We start from the raw sequence: 16891 nt of genomic DNA on the forward strand, positions 1-16891 counted from the left end.
TTCAGGTCGTCTCGGCTCGCGCCGCACGCGCCGGCCGATCGGCAAAGCGCGGGGCGAGCGACAGGAGCACGATCGCCGCGATCAGGATGCCGGCGCCGATCAGCTCGGCGGGGCGCGGATGCGGCAGGCCCCAGACCCAGGCGAGGATCAGCGCGCCGCCGACGCCCGCGACCAGGCTCGCTGCGCGCTCCAAAGGCACGCAATAGGCATTCTCGCGCGGGTCGAGCAGGATGATGATCGCGAACACCGACACCACCGTCAGCGTGAAGCCGATCGCCAGCAGCGGCCAGATGACGGGATCGAACCACACCTGGACGAAGCCCCAGCCAAGCTCGCCCGACTGGCCGCCGATGCCCGAGGCGGAGATCGCCGCGAGCAGCGCCACCGACAAAGGCAGCGCGAACACCTTTTCCTCGACGAAATACTTTCGGACCGACGCGGGGTCGCCGCTCTTCGACACCTTGGTCATCACGGCCAGGCGGATAAAGTAGCCGATCGTGTAGAGCACCACCGTCAGGATCGCGAGCGGCGGCAGGTTGAACCCGCCGCGGTCGCTGAGCGTAATGACGAGCGCCGCCAGCACCATGACGAGCGCGGTCCAGCTCCACCAGCGAACGCGCCGTCCGAACGCCATGTCGACCAGCGGCGCGATGAGCAGGATGTCGCCGCGCATCAGCAGCTGGATGAACGGGATGCTCACCCCCTGAAAGGTGAAGCTGAGCGGCACGGTGAACAGGACGAGCGCGGTGCCGAGCCCCGACAGCAGCGTGTACTTGGTCGGGACGGGAACGCGTCGCCCGGCGACCATCACCGCATTGGCATCGCGGTGCCAGCCCGACCACCAGATGAAGAGATAGGTGAGGACGGTCGAGATGATGAGCGACGCGGGCAGCGTCTCCAGCCCCGTCAGCGGCCGGCCGAGGCCCGGATGCGGCGTGCTCGTCAACAGCTTCGTGACGATGACGTTGGGAAGGTAGGCGAGCAGGTAGAGGAAGACATAGCCTTCCAGCGGGAAGGCGCTCATCCGGTCCTTCATGCCGCCTGCTCCAGCTCGACCATCGCATCGCCGACGACGTAGCGGGCGTTCAGCCCCGCCTCGTCGGTGATCGCGGTCATGTAGTCGACGACCTCTGCGTGGCGGGGATCGTCGCGGCCGACGAAACGCGGCACCGCGTCCCGATCGATGTACACGGGAAGGAACCCCGTCCGCTCGATCCGGCCGTTCGCGATCTCGAACCGGGCGACCATCGACAGGCGGGATGCCTTGGGGAAGTTGTAGAGGCTGTCGAAATCGGGCTCCCACTCCTCGGCGAGGACGCGGATCTCGTTGAAGCTCTTCGACGCGGCATGGACCGGGTCCATGCGCAGGTCGGTCGCGAAGTTGCAGAGCGAGTGGAAGACGGGCTTGCCGTCGATCCACTCGCACCCCTTCAGGATGTGCGCGTGCCCGCCCAGGATCGCGTCGGCGCCCGCGGCGATCGCAGCGCGCGCGACGTCGCGCTGATAGTCGGCGATGGCCGCGCGGACGAAGTGGATGCCCCAGTGCATCGACACGAAGACGAGGTCGGCCTCGGCCTTGGCCGCGCGGACGTCGGCCTCCATCGCCGCCAGGTCCTCGCGGTGGGGATAGGTGTGGATGCGTGCGGGAGTGCCGGGCTGGTCGTGCTCGATCTGCTCGTAGACGGTGTGCGCGCGCATCGGCGCGCAGCCGGGCCGCCGCTCGTCCGCCCAATAGCTGTGCGGCAGGATGCTCGAATAAGCGAGGATCGCGACGCGGGTGCCGTCGCCCAGCGTGATGCGGACGGGCCGGCGCGCCTCGGCGATGTTCGCACCGGCGCCGACCACATGGAGACCGGCGCGCGCGAGATTGTCGCGCGTCTCGAAGAAGGCGTCGTTGCCCCAGTCGAGCACGTGGTTGCCCGCCATCGAGATGACGTCGAACCCCGCCCGGGCGAGCGCATCCGCGCCGTCGGGGCGTGCGAGCACGGCGTGGCGCGCCTGGGGCAGGCGGACGCCCTTGGTCGCGAAACTCGTCTCAAGCTGCGCGAAGGCGATGTCGGCGGCGGTCAGCACGTCGCGCGTCGCGACGAAGCTTTCGTCGTAATCGTCGCGATCGGGGGCGAGGTCGCCGGCGGCGAGGAGGACGTGAGTCACGTCGCCGCCTCGAACGTCACCGGCGCCGACAGCGCGCCAATCTCGGGGAAGCGCGTCTGCACCGGCTCGCCCGCCAGCGCGAAGCCGGGGGCGGCGGCAAGCAGTTCCTCCAGCGCCACGCGCAGCTCCAGCCGCGCGAGCGGCGCGCCGACGCACATGTGCGGCCCGCGACCGAAGGCGACCGAATCGCGCATGTTGGGGCGGTCGAGGCGGAACTGGTCCGCATCCTCGAACACCTCCTCGTCGCGATTGGCGGAGGCATAGACGAGCGCGATCGGCTCGCCCGCGGGGATCGTCCGGTCGCGGATGGTTACGTCGCGAACCGCGGTGCGGGCAAAGCCGCGATAGGGGGTGTAGAGGCGCAGGAACTCCTCGATCGCGGGCGCGACCAGCGACGGATTGGCGCGCAGCCGGCTTTGAAGCGCGCGATCGCGGCCGAGATGGACGGCGATCGACCCGATCATCACGCTGGGCGCGATGATGCCGACGACCAGCACCTGGCGGATCGTCCCGACGATCATCTCCTCGGGCAGCGGCTCGCCATCGACCCGGGCGGCGAGCAGCGCGCTCGTCGCGTCCTGGTCGGCGGGCAGCGAGTTGGCGCGTCGATCGGCGACGACGGCGCGGGCCATGTCATAAAGGAGAAGACTGTTCTCCTTGGTCGCGTCCATGTCGTTCGACTGGACGGCGATGTTGTAGAGCCGACCGACCCGCGTCAGCTCGGCCACCGCCTCCGCCGACAGGTTCATCCAGTTGGCGAAGGTCGCGATCGGCATGTGCGCGGAAAAGTCCGCGACGATGTCGCCGCCGCCGTTCGCGACCATCCGGGCCAGCAGGTCGCGGCAGATTTCCCGCACGATCGGCTCCAGCCGGGCGATCGCACGCTCGGTCAGCAGCGGCGCGAGCGCCCGGCGATAGGGCGTGTGCTCGGGCGGATCGAGGTGGAGCGGCGGGCGCCGGCCGGTGAACGCGACCTTGGGCACGACGTTCTGCTTCGACGTGATGTAGGTCTGCCAGTCCGCGGCGGCGGCGGCGACGTCGGCATGCTTCATCAGCGCCCAGAACCCGCCCCAGGTGTCGCTGTGCGCGACCGGGCAACGCGACCGCAGCTCGGCATAGACGGCATTGGGGCTGTCGAACGTTTCCGCGACCAGGGGATCAAAGTCATGCGCCATAACATAAACGCTACCGGTTCATGAAAGCGCTTGCAAGCGGTTTTGCATGTCGGCGCCGTGTCGCGCTAAGGATCGGTGATGGCAGGACGCAATCCGAGGCTGGAGGACGTGGCGGCGCAGGCGGGGGTGTCGGCCGCCACCGTCTCGCGCTTTCTCAACAACCCCGCGGTGGTCGCGGCGGCAACGGGCGCGCGCATCCGCGAAGCCATTGAAGAGACGGGCTATGTCCAGAATCTCGCCGCGACGACGCTGGCGAGCAACCGCAGCCGGCTGATCGCCGCGCTCGTCCCCGACATCGCCCAGTCGATCTTCAACGACACGGTCGAGGCGATGATCGACGAGCTGTCGAGCGACGGCAACAGCGTGATGCTGGCGCTGACCGGCCCCGACAATCACCGGCTGACGCGCGAGATCAACATGGCGCTCGCCCGCCGCGTCGACGCGATCATCCTGACCGGCATCGTCTCCGATGCACAAATGCGTGCGCGATTGCAGGATTCGGGCATCACGGTGATCGAGACCTGGGGCCTGCCGCCCGATCCGATCGACATCGCGGTCGGGTTCTCGCACCGCGCGGTCGGCGAGGAGCTGGCGCGCTTCCTGCGCGGACGCGGCTATCGCCGGCCGCATCTGGTGGTGCCGCGTTCGACGCGGTCGGAGCGGCGAGCCGACGGGTTCGCGGCGCGCTGGATCCATGACGGCGGGACCGAACCGACGCGGCTGAGCGTCAATGTTCCCAGTCACTTCGGCCAGGGCCGGCTGTCGTTCCGCGCCCTGTCGGACCTGCCCGAGATGCCCGACGTGGTGGTCTGCGGCTCCGACTGGATCGCGCAGGGGCTGATCGTCGAGGCGCAGGCGGCGGGCATCCGTGTGCCCGATCGGCTGGCCGTGACGGGGTTCGGCAACCTCCGGCTGGCCGGCGACATGCGCCCGACCATCACCTCGGTCGACGTCGATGGCGCGAGGATCGCCCGCGAGGTGATGCGCGTGCTTCGCGCCCGCGCCACTGGGCAGACGATCGAGCGGCACGTCGATGTCGGCTTTCGCGTGATCGCTCGCGAAAGCGCATGAAAGCCCTTGCATCAGTCGGCTGACGAGATAGCTTTCCGCCATAACATTGGTGGAGGAAGCATGTTGGGTCGATCGATCGCGCTGGCGCTGTTGCTGGCAAGTCCCGCGGCGGCGCAGGAGGGCGGCCCGCGCGTCGAGCTGCCCGACACCGGCGGCACCGGGCCGTACCGCGCGATCCGGGAGGTTGACGCGACGCTGCCCGACCATGTCGTCTATCGCCCCGCCGACCTTGGCGCGCTGAAAGGACGCAAGCTCGGCATCCTCGTCTGGGGCAATGGCGGGTGCAGCGAGGATGGCGCGAGCGCCCGCCAGCACCTGACGCAGATCGCCTCGAACGGTTATCTGGTGATCGCGCCGGGGCGAATGCTGAGCGGTCCGGGCGCGCCGCCGTCCCCGCCCCGTCCCGCCGGCCCGCGCGAGCTCAAGGCGGAAACGTCCGCCGCGGACGTCACCGCCGGCATCACCTGGGCCCTCGCTGAGAATGCGCGTGCCGGATCGCGCTATCGCGGGCGCATCAACCCCAGGCAGGTCGCGATCGCCGGGCATAGCTGCGGCGGGCTCCAGGCGATCATCGGCGGCGCCGACCCGCGTGTGCGGACGGTGATCGTCCACAACAGCGGCGTCTTCACCGACGGAACGAACCCGATCCGCGGCATCACGGTCGACAAGTCGATGCTCCGCGCGCTGCACACGCCGGTGCTCTATGTGGTGGGCGGAAAGGGCGACGTCGCCTGGCCCAACGGCACCGACGACTATGCCCGCATCGAGCATGTCCCCGCCGCGCTGATCGACGGCGATGTCGGCCATGGCGGCACCTTTCGCGAAGCCAATGGCGGCGATGTCGCGCGCTTCTCGGTCGACTGGCTCAACTGGCAGCTTCGCGGCGACCGCAAGGCGGCGGCGCGCTTCACCGGCAAGGATTGCGGGCTGTGCCGCGATCCGAAATGGCGGTTCGAGAAGAAGGGCTTTTAGCGACAGGTTCCGCCGCGCACGCACGGCCGCAGCATCGGCGCGGGGCGGTGCGACGGGAAGATCGCGGGAGTCGCCGGCCAGCGACCCCGCTCGATCCGCTGGTCGAGCATGCGGATCGCGCCGACCACCTCCTCGGGCGAGAAAGTGCAATGCCCCGCGCGGTTCGCATAGATCGAGCGGACGCCGCCGCGCGCCGCCTCGGCATAGCCGCGCTGCATCGCAGGCGCGGTGAGGCCGTCACCCGCGGTCTGCACGGCGAGCAGCGGGACGAGCGGCCGCGCGTTCGGCTGATAATGCGCGCGCATGTAGGAGACCGCCCTCGGATCGGCGGCAACCCGCTCGCCGGCGTTCAGGCGCTCGAGATCGGCGTCCAGGTCCAGCCCTGCCCTGGCATAGAGCGCCGCGACGGCCGCGCGCCGGCCGGATCGGGCGAGCTGCGCGCGATAGTCGACCCCGGTGTTCCAGGAGAAGACGCCGCCCGCCCGCGCCTCCTGATCGGTGCGCGGCAGGTACACGCCCATGACGAACGCCCGGGCGATCTCGGCGGCCACCGCATCGGCGTCGCCGCGCGCGGGTGCGGGCTCGCCGGCGCTGGTCCAGTCGGGAATGCCAGCGAGCACGCCCGCCAGCGCCACGCGCGCGCGACCTTCCGGCGTCCGGATCGCTGCCGCGAGCGCATCGGCAACGCGCTTGCCGTTGGCGCGGTCGTCGTCGATCCGAACCAGACGGATGCCGGCATCGGGCGCGACGAGGGTGCGGAAGGCATAGGCGCCGTCGAGCGCCATGTTCATCATGCCGAGCGATCCACCGATCGACGCGCACATCGGCGCGGCGCCATCGATCCCGCTCCCCGGCGCCTCGGCCAGCGCGGTGGTGACGAGGCCGCCCATCGAATAGCCCCAGGCGATCACGCGCTTCGGCTTGCCATGGCGCTTCGCGAATTCGGCGAGCGCCGCACGCTGTGCCGGCACCGCCTGTTCGAGCGCCCAGCCGCCGCTGCCATAATCCGACGCAAGCAGGGCATAGCCCTGCGCCATCAGCGCGTCGCCCGTCCCGCGCGGCGCCGGCTCGGGATCGCCGGCGCGCGGGCTGTAGCCGCGCGAGTAGAGGAGCAGCGTGCCGTTCCATTCCGCCGGCACCTGTTCGATCCAGCGCGCGCCGCCGGGCAGCGTGCCGGTCGCGGTGCGCGGGGTCGGCGCCTGTGCCGCGGTGGCGAGGATGAGCGCCAGGGCCGCAGTCGCCCGGTGCAAACGCTTCAGTCCCGTCATCACCATCCTCCGCCCGCTTTTCGCTTGCCTTAGCCATATTGCGGGTGTGAAAGCGTTTGCAACAATGTTTTGCCTCGAAACCATTTCGGCCGATATCGCCCAACATTTCGCGCGGACGACCTTTGCCGAGCTGCCCGCAACGACCGTCCATGCGACCCGCCGCGCGCTGCTCGACGCGGTCGGGGTGATGCTCGCGGCAACGGGGCTGGCGGAGGATGTCGCGCCTTATCAGGCGCATGCGGCGGAGACACCGGGACCGTGCCGGCTGCTCGGCAGCGGCGCGCGGACGAGCCCGGCGATGGCGGCGCTCGCCAACGGCTCGCTCGCGCATGCGCTCGATTTCGGCGACACCTTCGATGCGGGGCCGGCGCACCCCAATGCCGCGACAGTGCCGGCGCTGCTCGCGCTGGCCGACGCCGATCCGGCGATCACGACGGGCGAGCTGCTGACCGCGATGGCGCTGGGCGCCGACCTTGCCTGTCGCCTGTCGATCGCGGCGCCGCGCCCCTATGAGGCAGGCGGCTGGTATCCGCCGCCATTGGTCAACACGATCGCCGCCGCGGCCGCCTGTGCCAAGCTGCTCGGCTTGACGGCCGACGGCATCCGCGATGCGATGGGGCTCGCCCTCCTCCAGGCGAGCTTTCCCGCCGAGATCAAGCTCGACCCCACCTCTCCCCTGCGCGGCGTGCGCGAGGGGTTCGCGGCGCGCGCGGCGGTGGAGGCGGCTTTGCTCGCCCGCGCCGGTGCCCGCGCCTTTGCGCAGCCGCTGGAGGGGGCGGGCGGCTTCTTCGCCGTCTATGCCGGCGGGCCGCCTACGCCCGCCTTGTGGGACGGAATGGGCGAGACCTGGCTGGGCGAGCGCGTCAGCTTCAAGCCCTGGCCCGCCTGTCGCGGCACGCACCCCTATATCGAGGCGGCACTGGCGCTGCGGGATCGCGTCGATCCTGCCGCCATCACGTCGATCGAGGCCGAGACCGGCCCGATCCAGGCGATGCTGATCCGCCCCGGCAAGGCGCGCCCGCAAAGCGCGATCGATGCGCGGTTCAGCATCCCCTACACCGTCGCGCGCGCACTGATCGACGGGCAGGTCGACCTCGACAGCTTCACACCCGCACGACGCCAGGAGGCGCAGGTCCTGGCACTCACCGACCGCGTGATCGAGCGCGCCAATCCCGCCTGGACGCGCGCCGAGGCGGCGAGCGGGTCGCTGACGATCGTCCTGAACGACGGCACGCGCCACCACCATGCGGTCACCACCCCGATGGGCAGCCCCGAGCGGCCGATCGACGATGCCGCGCTGACGGCGAAGTTCGTCGCTTGTGCCAGCCACGCTGCCCGAGCGATCGACGGCGACGTGGCCGAAGCGCTCGCCGGGCGCCTTCTGGGCGGCGACCCGGCCGTCCCTGCGGCTTCGCTGCTAAGCCTCGACTGAGGCGTCCGCGCGCGCGGCGATCAGCAGGCAGAGCGCCGATGCGATCGCGGCGGGAACGCAGATGCCGGCAAACGCACTCGCCAGCATCGCCTCGCCCCCCAGCGCGCGGCTGAGCAGCGCGACGATAGCGGGCGCGCCCGCGGCGCCGAACACCGCAGCGGCAAAGGTGTTGACGCCCAGCGCCAGCCCGCGGATCTCGTTGGGGATCACCATCGTCACCGCGATCACGCCGATCGTCGCCACCACCGCCCCGGCAAAGATGTGGAGCGCGAGCAGCGCGCCGAAGCCCGTCAGCGGCCCGACCAGCGGAAACAGCGATGCCGGCGCGACCGCCAGCGCCATCACTGCCGCGGGGATCAGCACCCCGCCCCGGCCGCTCCGCCGTCTCCCGAGCTCCGCCAGCCAGCCGCCGGCCAGCGCCCCGGCGATGCCGCCCGCCAGCAGGATCGCACCCAGCCAGCCGGCAAACGCGCCGGGCGTCAGGCCGCGGCGAATGAGCAGCGGGCTCGACCAGATCGACGCGGCCTGGATCGTCACCTGCGCGAACAAGAGGCCGAGCAGCAGCGGCACGAGGAACCGGCGATACGCCCAGAGCTCGCCCGCCGCAGCGCGCAGGTCGGGCGCCAGTTCGCGCCGCTCCTGGCGCGCGGGCTCACGCACCAGCGCCAGCAGCGCGAGCAGGATCGCGCCGATCACCGCGGCGGCGAAATAGAGGACGCGCCACGGCGCCGTGGCGATCTCCCCCGCCGCCGCCATCCGCGTCAGCATGTCGAAGGCGAGCCCGCCCGCGAGCACGCCGCACCCCTGCCCCAGCGCCTGGCCGACGACGAGCAGGCTGGTCGACACCGACCGCCGCTCCGGCGGGTAAAGGTCCGCCGCCATCGAGAAGGCCGCGGGCACGACGAGCGCGGCGACGAGGCCGAGCAGCATCCTGCCGACGATCAGCATCGGAAAGTCGCGCGCCGCGCCGATGGCGACCAGCGCGGCGGCCCAGGCGACGAGCCCGAAGCCGAGCAGCCGCCGCCGCGAACTGCGGTCGATCAGCCGCCCAGCAGGCAGCGACGCGAAGCCGAGCGCGAGGCCATAGGCGGTGCCCTGAAGCAACGCGACCTGAAGATCGCTGAGGCCCAGGTCGCGCTTCATCGGCTCCGACAGGAGCGCGGTCAGCGTGATGTCGGTGGTGAGAACGAAGCCGAGGAGCGAGAGGAACAGGATGCCGCCGAGTGCGCGCCCGGGGCTGGGATAGCCCGCCGTCGTCATCCCGCCGCCCGAGCGAAACGCAGGCGGTGGGTGCGGCCGGTGGTGACGCGCAGCCCCTTGCCATCGACCTCGACCAGCAGCGCGAGCGACAGCGTGCCCGCCGCGCGGGCCTCCCACAGATCCGAGCCGATCGCGCGAAGACGGTAGTCCATCGCGCCCAGCGGTCCGGCGAGGCGCAGCGTGGCGTCCTCTTCACTGCGCTCGACGCTGACGCTCATCTCGGCCGATGCGTTGACGAAGCGGCCCGTGATTGCGGCCCAGTCGGGCTCGGCGGGCGCGTCGACCCGCACCAATCGCTCGCTCGCGCCATATTCGGCGAGCGTCAGCGCGCCGCCGCCTGACTCGGGCGTCACGCGCATGTCGGTAGGGACCAACGGCACGCTTAGTCGCCCGTCGGCATCGCGGCGCGCGGGGAGCGTCATGCCGTCGATGCGGATCGCCTGTTTGTCGTCCACCGCCTCCAGCGCGATCCGCCGGCCGCTTTCCCGCGAATAATAGATGCCGGTGACGACCTCGGCCGGATGGTCGGCCTCGACCGGGGGCAGGTCGGGGATGCAGCGGTCGATGATGTCGTCGACGAGGCGGTGAAGGTCGAGCCCGCCGATCCCGTTGCTCATGACGATGATGTCGAGCTCGTGATCAAGCACCTTCATCATCTGGCACGATCCACCCACCACCGCGCCGGCATGGTGCAGCGTCGTCAGCCCGCGCCGCGTGTCGGTCGTCAGCGCGAGGCCATAGCCATGCGTCGTGACGGGCGTCCGCATCGTCGCCCAGGTCTCGGCCGAACCGACGCGCGGCGCGCTCATGTGCGCCAGCCAGCGGAGCATGTCGTCGACGGTCGAGACGATGCCCCCCTCGCCGCCGATCGGCACGCCGAACACGCCGCGCCGCCACCCGCCGCCGGGCACGGGAACGTGGAGCGTGGCGCTGTTGGGGACGAGATCGGTGTCGAGTGCGCGCAGCAGCGTGTCGTTCATGCCGATCGGCGCGAAGATGCGCTCGCGCAGCAGGTCGGCGAACGCCGTGCCGCTCACCCGCGCGGCGATCTCCGCGAGCAGGACATAGCCGCCATTATTGTAGCTCCACGTCGCGCCGGGCTCGAAATTGACGTCGTCCAGCGCGGCGAGCAGGCGGAACTGATAATCGGGCTCGGCCGCCACGCCGGGGCCGGCGGCGTGAAGGATGAGGTCGAGGCTGTCGCGCATCCCGCTGGTGTGCGCCATCAGCTGGCGGATGGTGATGCGGTCGGCCCAGCCGGGCAGCTCGGGCAGGTGGCGGCGCGGCGTGTCGTCGATCGACAGCCGTCCTTCTTCCGCCAGCAGCATGACCGCGAGCACGGTGAAATGCTTGCTGGTCGACCCGATCCGCATCCGGATCGTGGGCGAAAGCGCCACGGGCAGCTCGACGCTCGCCAAGCCGACGCCGCGGCGATAGGCGGGCCGACCACGATGCGCGACGCCGACGGCGAAGCCGGGCGCGTCGGTGCGGTCATAGGGCCTGAGCAGCGCGTCGAGCGCGGCGGTGTCGATGGTGATGTCGGTCATGCTTGCTCCTTGCCCGCCGCGCGCGCCGCCTCGACCACGCGGAGCAGATTGCCGCTCCACAGCTTTTCGAGATCGGCTTCGGTCAGGCCGCGCGCTGCCAGCCGGTCGGTGACCGCGGGCAGCACCGTGATGTCGTCCATGCCGGGAAAGCCGCCACCGCCGTCCCAGTCCGCACCGATGCCGACATGGTCGATCCCCGCGACGTCGATGACGTGCGCCAACCCCTCGACAAAGCGGTCGAGGGTTGCAGTCCACATCGGCTCGGCCGCGTCCAGCGCGATCCAGTCGCGCGCGAGCGCCGCCTGCGCCGCGGGGTCGAGATCGTAGATGCGGCCGTGCAGTCCGAACAGGCGCGCACGATCGGCGGTCATCCGCATCTCGGACAGGAAGATCGTCGCTAAGCAGACGACGCCGCCCTGCGCCGCGAGCGCGCGCAAGCGGCCATCGTCGATGTTGCGCGGATGGTCGTGGACCGTGCGCGATCCCGAATGCGACAGTGCGATCGGCGCGGCGGACTCGGCGATCAGCTGGTCGAACACGCTGTCGGCGGCGTGGCTGGCGTCGACGACGATGCCGAGTTCGTTGGCGGCGCGCAGCCAGTCGCGGCCGGCGGGGCTCAGGCCGTGCCACATCGCCGCGTCGGTCGAAGAGTCGGCGAGCTGATTGGTGCGCGCATGCACCGGCCCTGCCATCCGCACGCCGCGCGCGTGGAACTCGGCGAGGTGACCGGCGGGGTCGTCGCCCATGAAGTAGCTGTTCTCGATGCTCTTGAAGACGACGCATCGTCCCTCGGCGTGCAGACGCCGCGCATCGTCGGCGGTCAGCGCCAGGCCGATGCGATCGGGATAGGCGGCGAGCATCCTGTCGATCTGATCCGACCGCCGCCACGCCGCCGCCAGCGCGGTCGCATAGCCGGCGGCGTCGAGCGCGCCCTGCTCGGTATAGGTGACGAAGAACCCGCCGGTGAGATTGCCGTCCTCCATCCGCGGCAGGTCGACCTGCGCGACATCGTCGGCGAGCGCGTGGCGATCGCCGAACCGCCATCCGGCGCGCCCGAAATGGACGGGAACGTCGAGATGCGCGTCGAGCGTCAGCAGGCGGCGGTGCAGGTCGTTCATTTCGCCGCCTTGGGCGTGAAGAGAAGATCCTGATAGTCCCAGCTGAAATCGGCGATCGGCGACAGGGGCTTCATCGTCACCCGATCGACCTTGCCCTCCGCATCCAGCGCGAAGGTGACGATCGCGGGCTCGATCGCCGGATCGTCGAAGCGGGTGACGAAGCTGTCATAGCCATGATGCTCCAGCCGCCCCGCCATGCGCGGCGTCGATCGAAAGTCGATGGTGAGCCCAGCCGAACCCGCGCCTATGACGATGTCGCCATACCAGGGATCTGCATAGGTGCCGGCATAGCGCGGCAACGGCAGCGACGGGCCGGCCTTGGCCGTCGCCGCGGGCTTGGCATCGGCCAGGGCCTTCAGCGCGTCGGCGATGCCCTGCTGCTTGTAGGCGCGCCATTTCGCCGGCCAGTCGCCGCGCGGCAGGCCGAGATAATGGTCGAGCAACTCGTGCATCAGTCCGCGGACCAGCTCGCCGTCCTCGCTGTTGATGAGGATCGCGAAGCCGATGTCGCGGCCGGGTACCAGCACCACCGCCGCCTTGAACCCGAACACCGCGCCGCCGTGCCAGACGATCTGCGTGCCGCGATACTCCTCGACGTCCCAGCCGAGCGCGTAGAGCGAGGTCGCGGGCTGCACCGGTGCGAGCGCGGGCGGCAGCGGATCGACCGGCTGGATCACGTGCGGGCGCCAGAGCTCGGCATGCGCCGCCTCGCTCCACAAGCGCTGGCCGTTGGGCATCGCGCCATGGGCAAGCTGGATCGACAGCCAGCGGGCGAGGTCGTTGGCGCTCGACGCCATGCCGCCGGCGGGCGCGGCGCTGCGCGCGAGTTCGTCGCGCTCGTCGAGCAGCAGCTGCGTTCCCGCCCCGCGCAGCCCGCCGTCCAGCCGCGCGTGCGGCATCGCGCGATTGGCAGCGGCGAAGCGCGGCGCGGCGTCGGTCGTCGTCGCCGCCATCCCCGCGGGTGCGAGCAGAAGGCGCGCGACATAATCCTCCCAGCGCTCGCCCGTCACTTCCTCGATCAGCTGGCCAGCGACCATGTAGAGGACGTTGTCATAGGCATAGCCGCTGCGGAAACTGGTCTTGGGCTTGAGGAAGCGTAGCCGCCGCACCGCCTCCGCGCGCGACAGGTTGCTGCGCGGCACGAACAGGAGGTCGCCTTGCCCCAGGCCGAGGCCGCTCCGGTGGACGAGGAGGTCGCGGACGGTGATCTCGCGCGTGACCCACGGGTCGTACATGCGGAACCAGGGGAGGTGGTCGATAACCGGATCGTCCCAGCCGATCTTTCCCGCATCGACCAATGTCGCCAGCGCGGCGGTGGTGAACGCCTTGCCGGTGGAGCCCGTCGCGAACAGCGTGTCGGCGTCGACGGGCTCGGCGCCGCCCAGCCGCCGGGTACCCCAGCCGCGGCTGAGCGTCGTGCGTCCCTTCTCGACGATCGCAATGGCGATGCCGGGCACCCCCGCCTCGCGCCGCAGCGTCTCGACCCGCGCCGCGAAGCCGCGCGGCGGCTCGGCGGCGGCGGGTACGGCGACCAGCAGCGCGACAAGGGCAATCAGCCGCTTCACCGGGCGCAGGCGTCCAGCAGCCGATCGAACGGCGCACCGCCGCGGATCGGGTCGGCGGCGGGCAGGCCGGTGCGCGCCGCAACCGTCTCGATCGCCTCGGCCGCAGCGGCATCATCGAGCCCGGCGGTGTTGAGGCTGATCCCGGCGCAGCAGATCGCCGGGTTGGTGACGCGGCCGAGCGCGATCGTCTGGGCGATCACGTCTTCGACCGACGGGACCGGCTGGCCCGGGTGACCGAGGATCTCGCTGCGGCCGGGGGCGTGACAGACGACAAACGCGTCGGGCTGGCTGCCCTGGAGCAGCCCTAGCGACACCGCGCCATAGGCGGGGTGGAACAGCGATCCCTGCCCCTCGATCACGTCGACATGGTCGGGGGCGGCATCGGGACTGAGGCATTCGGCGGCGCCGGCGATGAAGTCGGCGACCACGGCATCGATTGGAATGCCGCTGCCGGCGATCATGATCCCCGTCTGCCCGCTCGCGCGGAAGGTCGCGTCGATCCCGCGTGCCGACAGCCCGCGCGCGATCGACAGCGCGGTGTATTTCTTACCCAGCGCGCAATCGGTGCCGACGGTCAGGATGCGCTTGCCCGTCCGCTTGCGCCCGCTCGCGACGGGCAGATCGGTGGGCGGCACGCGCACGTCGATCAGCCGCCGACCGTGCTCCGCGGCGAGTTCGGCAAGCCCCGGCAGATCGGCGAGCCTGGAGTGCATCCCCGACACGAGGTCGAGGCCGCTGCGCAGAGCCTCCTGAAGCACCGCGACCCACGCATCGGGGATCACGCCGCCGCGATTGGCGATGCCGATGACGAGGCCGCGCGCGCCCAGCGCCGCCGCCTCGCCGACGCCCACGCGCGGCAGGCCGGTGGTCACCGTCGCCTGCGGCAGCGCCACTTCGCCGACGCAGCGCTCGGGCGCCCAGTCGCGCAGGCCGAACGCGGTCTTGGCATAGCCGGGCTCGGTCACGTCACCCAGGAAGACGAGATAACGCGGCGGCAGCGACAGGCCCGGCGGCGCCGCCGATGGGGCGCTCGCCATCAGAAGCCCGCGGTCAGGCTGAGGCCGAAGGTCCGCGGCCGAATGATCCCCGTCCCGATCGCGCCACCCGGATAATTGAACACGCCGCTACCCGTCTGCGCGAGCACCGAGGTGATGCCGCGCGCATTGCCCAGATTGCGGACATAGGCCTGAAGCTCGAAACGCCCGAAATCGATGCCCGCACGCAGGTCGACGACTTCATAGGCGGGGATCCGCGCGAAGCGACCGAAGGTCGAGAGATAGGGCACGTCGAAGCTGCCGACCTGTCCGGATACCGAACGCAGGCTGCCGCCGATCGACGCGCGCATGTCGCCACCCAGCGCCCATTCGTAATCCGAGTTCACGCCGAAGCTGAACTCGGGCGTGAAGGGCAGGCGATCGCCCTTGACCCCGCCGACGAGCAGCGGGTCGGTGTCCTCGGCAAGCACGGCGCGCGTATAGGTGCCGTTGATCGTCGTGACGAAGCCGTGGATTGGACGGATCGTCGCGTTGAACTCCGCGCCGTCGATGTCGGCCGACGCGCCGTTGACGTTCGCGCCGAAGCCGCCGACCACCGACAGGAGCTGAATGTCGCTCCAGTCGATGTGATAGATCGCCGCCTCGATCCCGAAGGTACGGTCAGCGGTCTCGCCCTTGAAGCCGATCTCGTAGCTCGTCACCTCGTCGGGGCCGAAGGTCGCGGGGAAATTGTCGGGCGCGGTCGGCGGCACGACGTTGGGACCGCCGGGGCGATAGCCCTTGGCGACGCGCGCATAGAGGTTGGCGCTTTCCCCCAGCTTGAGCTTGGGCGCGACCGACCAGGTGAAGACGTCGTCGGACGAGCGCCCCTCATAGGGGTCGGTGGCGCCGAGCAGGCCGGTGCCGGTGTTGAGCGAGGTCTGGTCGTTGTGGCTCCACCGCCCGCCCAAGTCGATCTCGAGCCGTCCGAGCCGCAGCGTCGCATTGGCGAAGGCGGCATATTCCTCATAGGTGGAGGCGGTCTGCGCGCCGCCCAGCCCGCCGAACTGCGGGATATAGGGGACGATCGCCAGCGTGTCGGGATCGACCGCGTCGATCAACTGGTCGATCAACGCCTTTTCGTTGGTGTAATAGCCGCCGACCAACCAGTCGAACACGCCGCCGCCCGCGCTCGCCAGGCGGAGTTCCTGCGTCCATTTGCGATTGTTGGTAATCTGCGCAAGCTGCGCATCGGCATCGAGCGGCGGCAGGCCGAAGATCGGGCCGAACGCGTCGACGACGTTGTTGATGAACACGCTCTGGTCGTCGCGCCGCCGCTGCCACTGGGTGCTGCGGCTGGTCGACGAGGTCAGCGTGCCGAAGCCCAGGTCATAGTCGATGAGCAGGTTGTAGAGGCGATACGCCACGTCGCTGTACGACGGCACGAATTGCGAGAAGGTAAGGCCGCCATAAAGCGGCTTGAGGCTGACCGGATCGGCCTCGACCACGGTCGGTGCATCCACCTCGATGTTCTGGAGGAGCGCGCTGGCGCGAATCGACAGGCGGTCGGTCGGCGTCCAGAGGAGCGAGGCGCGGCCGCCATAGCTGTCGAAATCGTTGATGTTCTCCTCGCGATCCGACCCGCCGGTGCCGACCGAGTCGATGAAGCCGCCCTGATGGCGGAAGGTGCCCGACGCGCGGAAGGCGAGGTTCTCGGCCAGCGGCAGGTTGATGACGAGATTGCCCTGATAGGAAACGTCGCCCCCATCAGTGGTCTCGACCGCGCCCCGCGCCCGCGCCTCGAAGCGGGTCGGGTCGGGCGCGTTGGTGACGTATTTGACGAGCCCGCCGAGCGAGCTGGCGCCATAGAGCGTGCCCTGCGGCCCGCGCAGCACCTCGACCCGGGCAATGTCGAACGCGTCGAAGTCGCCCGCGAGCGCCGCGCCGTTGGCGAGGCCGCTGCTCGACCCGAACGGCGTCTCGTCCAGATAGACCGCGACGGTCGAGGCGACGCCGCCGGTGTTGACGCCGCGCAGGACGAGCCGCCCCTGCCCCGGCGTCGCCTGGACGAGCTGAAGGCTCGGCACGTTGTTGAGATAATCGGCGATGTTGTTGACCGACTGGCGCTCCAGCGTCTCCCCCGAGACGACCGAGACCGATTGCGGCACGTCGATCAGCGCCTGCTCGCGCTTCTGAGCGGTGACGACGATGTCCTCGCCCTCACGCGGATTGCCGCTGGGCTCCGCATTGCGAGCCGGGTTGGTGCCCGTCGCCGCGTCCTGTGCCGCCGCCGGTGTGGCGGCCACCAACCCCATGATCGCCGCCGAAATGAGCAAAGCCGTCCTGCTTGCCATC

At 70.4% G+C, this 16891-nt stretch carries 13 protein-coding genes; 3 read left to right on the plus strand and 10 right to left on the minus strand.

Translation table 11 applies throughout. The features are described 5' to 3' along the window. Position 1 precedes the first annotated feature (1 nt). The 3 genes from RS883_RS00850 to RS883_RS00860 are packed head-to-tail and all read right to left on the minus strand — an operon-like array spanning position 2 to position 3329. Positions 2 to 1036: a hypothetical protein gene (locus tag RS883_RS00850; protein ID WP_315761741.1), complete on the minus strand. Its 1035-nt coding sequence runs from the start codon at positions 1034 to 1036 to the stop codon at positions 2 to 4. Continuing rightward, complete coding sequence (locus RS883_RS00855; RefSeq protein WP_315761743.1) at positions 1033 to 2154, minus strand: CapA family protein; 1122 nt, start codon at positions 2152 to 2154, stop codon at positions 1033 to 1035. Before RS883_RS00855 ends, RS883_RS00850 begins: the two co-directional genes overlap by 4 nt. Continuing rightward, complete coding sequence (locus tag RS883_RS00860; protein WP_315761745.1) at positions 2151 to 3329, minus strand: cytochrome P450; 1179 nt, start codon at positions 3327 to 3329, stop codon at positions 2151 to 2153. Before RS883_RS00860 ends, RS883_RS00855 begins: the two co-directional genes overlap by 4 nt. A gap of 78 nt (positions 3330 to 3407) precedes the next feature. Here RS883_RS00860 and RS883_RS00865 point away from each other — a divergent pair, with 78 nt between their 5' ends. Together RS883_RS00865 and RS883_RS00870 are read left to right on the plus strand one after the other, a co-directional pair. Then, positions 3408 to 4400, plus strand: a complete 993-nt coding sequence (locus tag RS883_RS00865; RefSeq protein ID WP_315761747.1) for a LacI family DNA-binding transcriptional regulator — start codon at positions 3408 to 3410, stop codon at positions 4398 to 4400. Between the two features lie 60 nt (positions 4401 to 4460). Then, a complete protein-coding gene (locus tag RS883_RS00870) occupies positions 4461 to 5372 on the plus strand; it encodes a hypothetical protein (RefSeq protein WP_315761749.1) in 912 nt (303 codons plus the stop codon). On the opposite strand, the gene RS883_RS00875 is transcribed toward RS883_RS00870, so the two are convergent. Next, entirely contained in the window at positions 5369 to 6640 is a 1272-nt protein-coding gene (locus RS883_RS00875) for an alpha/beta hydrolase (RefSeq protein WP_315761750.1), read from the minus strand. The genes RS883_RS00870 and RS883_RS00875 overlap by 4 nt on opposite strands. A gap of 64 nt (positions 6641 to 6704) precedes the next feature. Between RS883_RS00875 and RS883_RS00880 the strand changes: the two genes are divergently transcribed. Further along, positions 6705 to 8072, plus strand: a complete 1368-nt coding sequence (locus RS883_RS00880; RefSeq protein WP_315761752.1) for an MmgE/PrpD family protein — start codon at positions 6705 to 6707, stop codon at positions 8070 to 8072. Here RS883_RS00880 and RS883_RS00885 read toward each other — a convergent pair. From RS883_RS00885 to RS883_RS00910, 6 genes are read right to left on the minus strand one after another with little or no spacing between them, the layout of a single operon-like run. Beyond that, entirely contained in the window at positions 8058 to 9332 is a 1275-nt protein-coding gene (locus tag RS883_RS00885) for an MFS transporter (protein ID WP_315761754.1), read from the minus strand. The genes RS883_RS00880 and RS883_RS00885 overlap by 15 nt on opposite strands. Then, on the minus strand, positions 9329 to 10879 hold the full coding sequence (locus RS883_RS00890) for a serine hydrolase domain-containing protein (RefSeq protein ID WP_315761756.1): 1551 nt from the start codon (positions 10877 to 10879) through the stop codon (positions 9329 to 9331). The genes RS883_RS00885 and RS883_RS00890 overlap by 4 nt, the downstream gene beginning before the upstream one ends. Beyond that, positions 10876 to 11997, minus strand: coding sequence for a dipeptidase (locus tag RS883_RS00895; protein ID WP_315761758.1), 1122 nt, complete (start codon positions 11995 to 11997; stop codon positions 10876 to 10878). Before RS883_RS00895 ends, RS883_RS00890 begins: the two co-directional genes overlap by 4 nt. Beyond that, entirely contained in the window at positions 11994 to 13562 is a 1569-nt protein-coding gene (locus RS883_RS00900; protein ID WP_315761761.1) for a serine hydrolase, read from the minus strand. The genes RS883_RS00895 and RS883_RS00900 overlap by 4 nt, the downstream gene beginning before the upstream one ends. Next, complete coding sequence (locus tag RS883_RS00905; RefSeq protein ID WP_315761763.1) at positions 13559 to 14599, minus strand: DUF1611 domain-containing protein; 1041 nt, start codon at positions 14597 to 14599, stop codon at positions 13559 to 13561. The genes RS883_RS00900 and RS883_RS00905 overlap by 4 nt, the downstream gene beginning before the upstream one ends. Next, positions 14599 to 16890, minus strand: coding sequence for a TonB-dependent receptor (locus RS883_RS00910; RefSeq protein ID WP_315761765.1), 2292 nt, complete (start codon positions 16888 to 16890; stop codon positions 14599 to 14601). The genes RS883_RS00905 and RS883_RS00910 overlap by 1 nt, the downstream gene beginning before the upstream one ends. Between the last annotated feature and the right edge of the window lies 1 nt (position 16891).

Origin of the sequence: Sphingomonas sp. Y38-1Y (assembly GCF_032391395.1) — a bacterium.
GTDB lineage: Bacteria > Pseudomonadota > Alphaproteobacteria > Sphingomonadales > Sphingomonadaceae > Sphingomonas.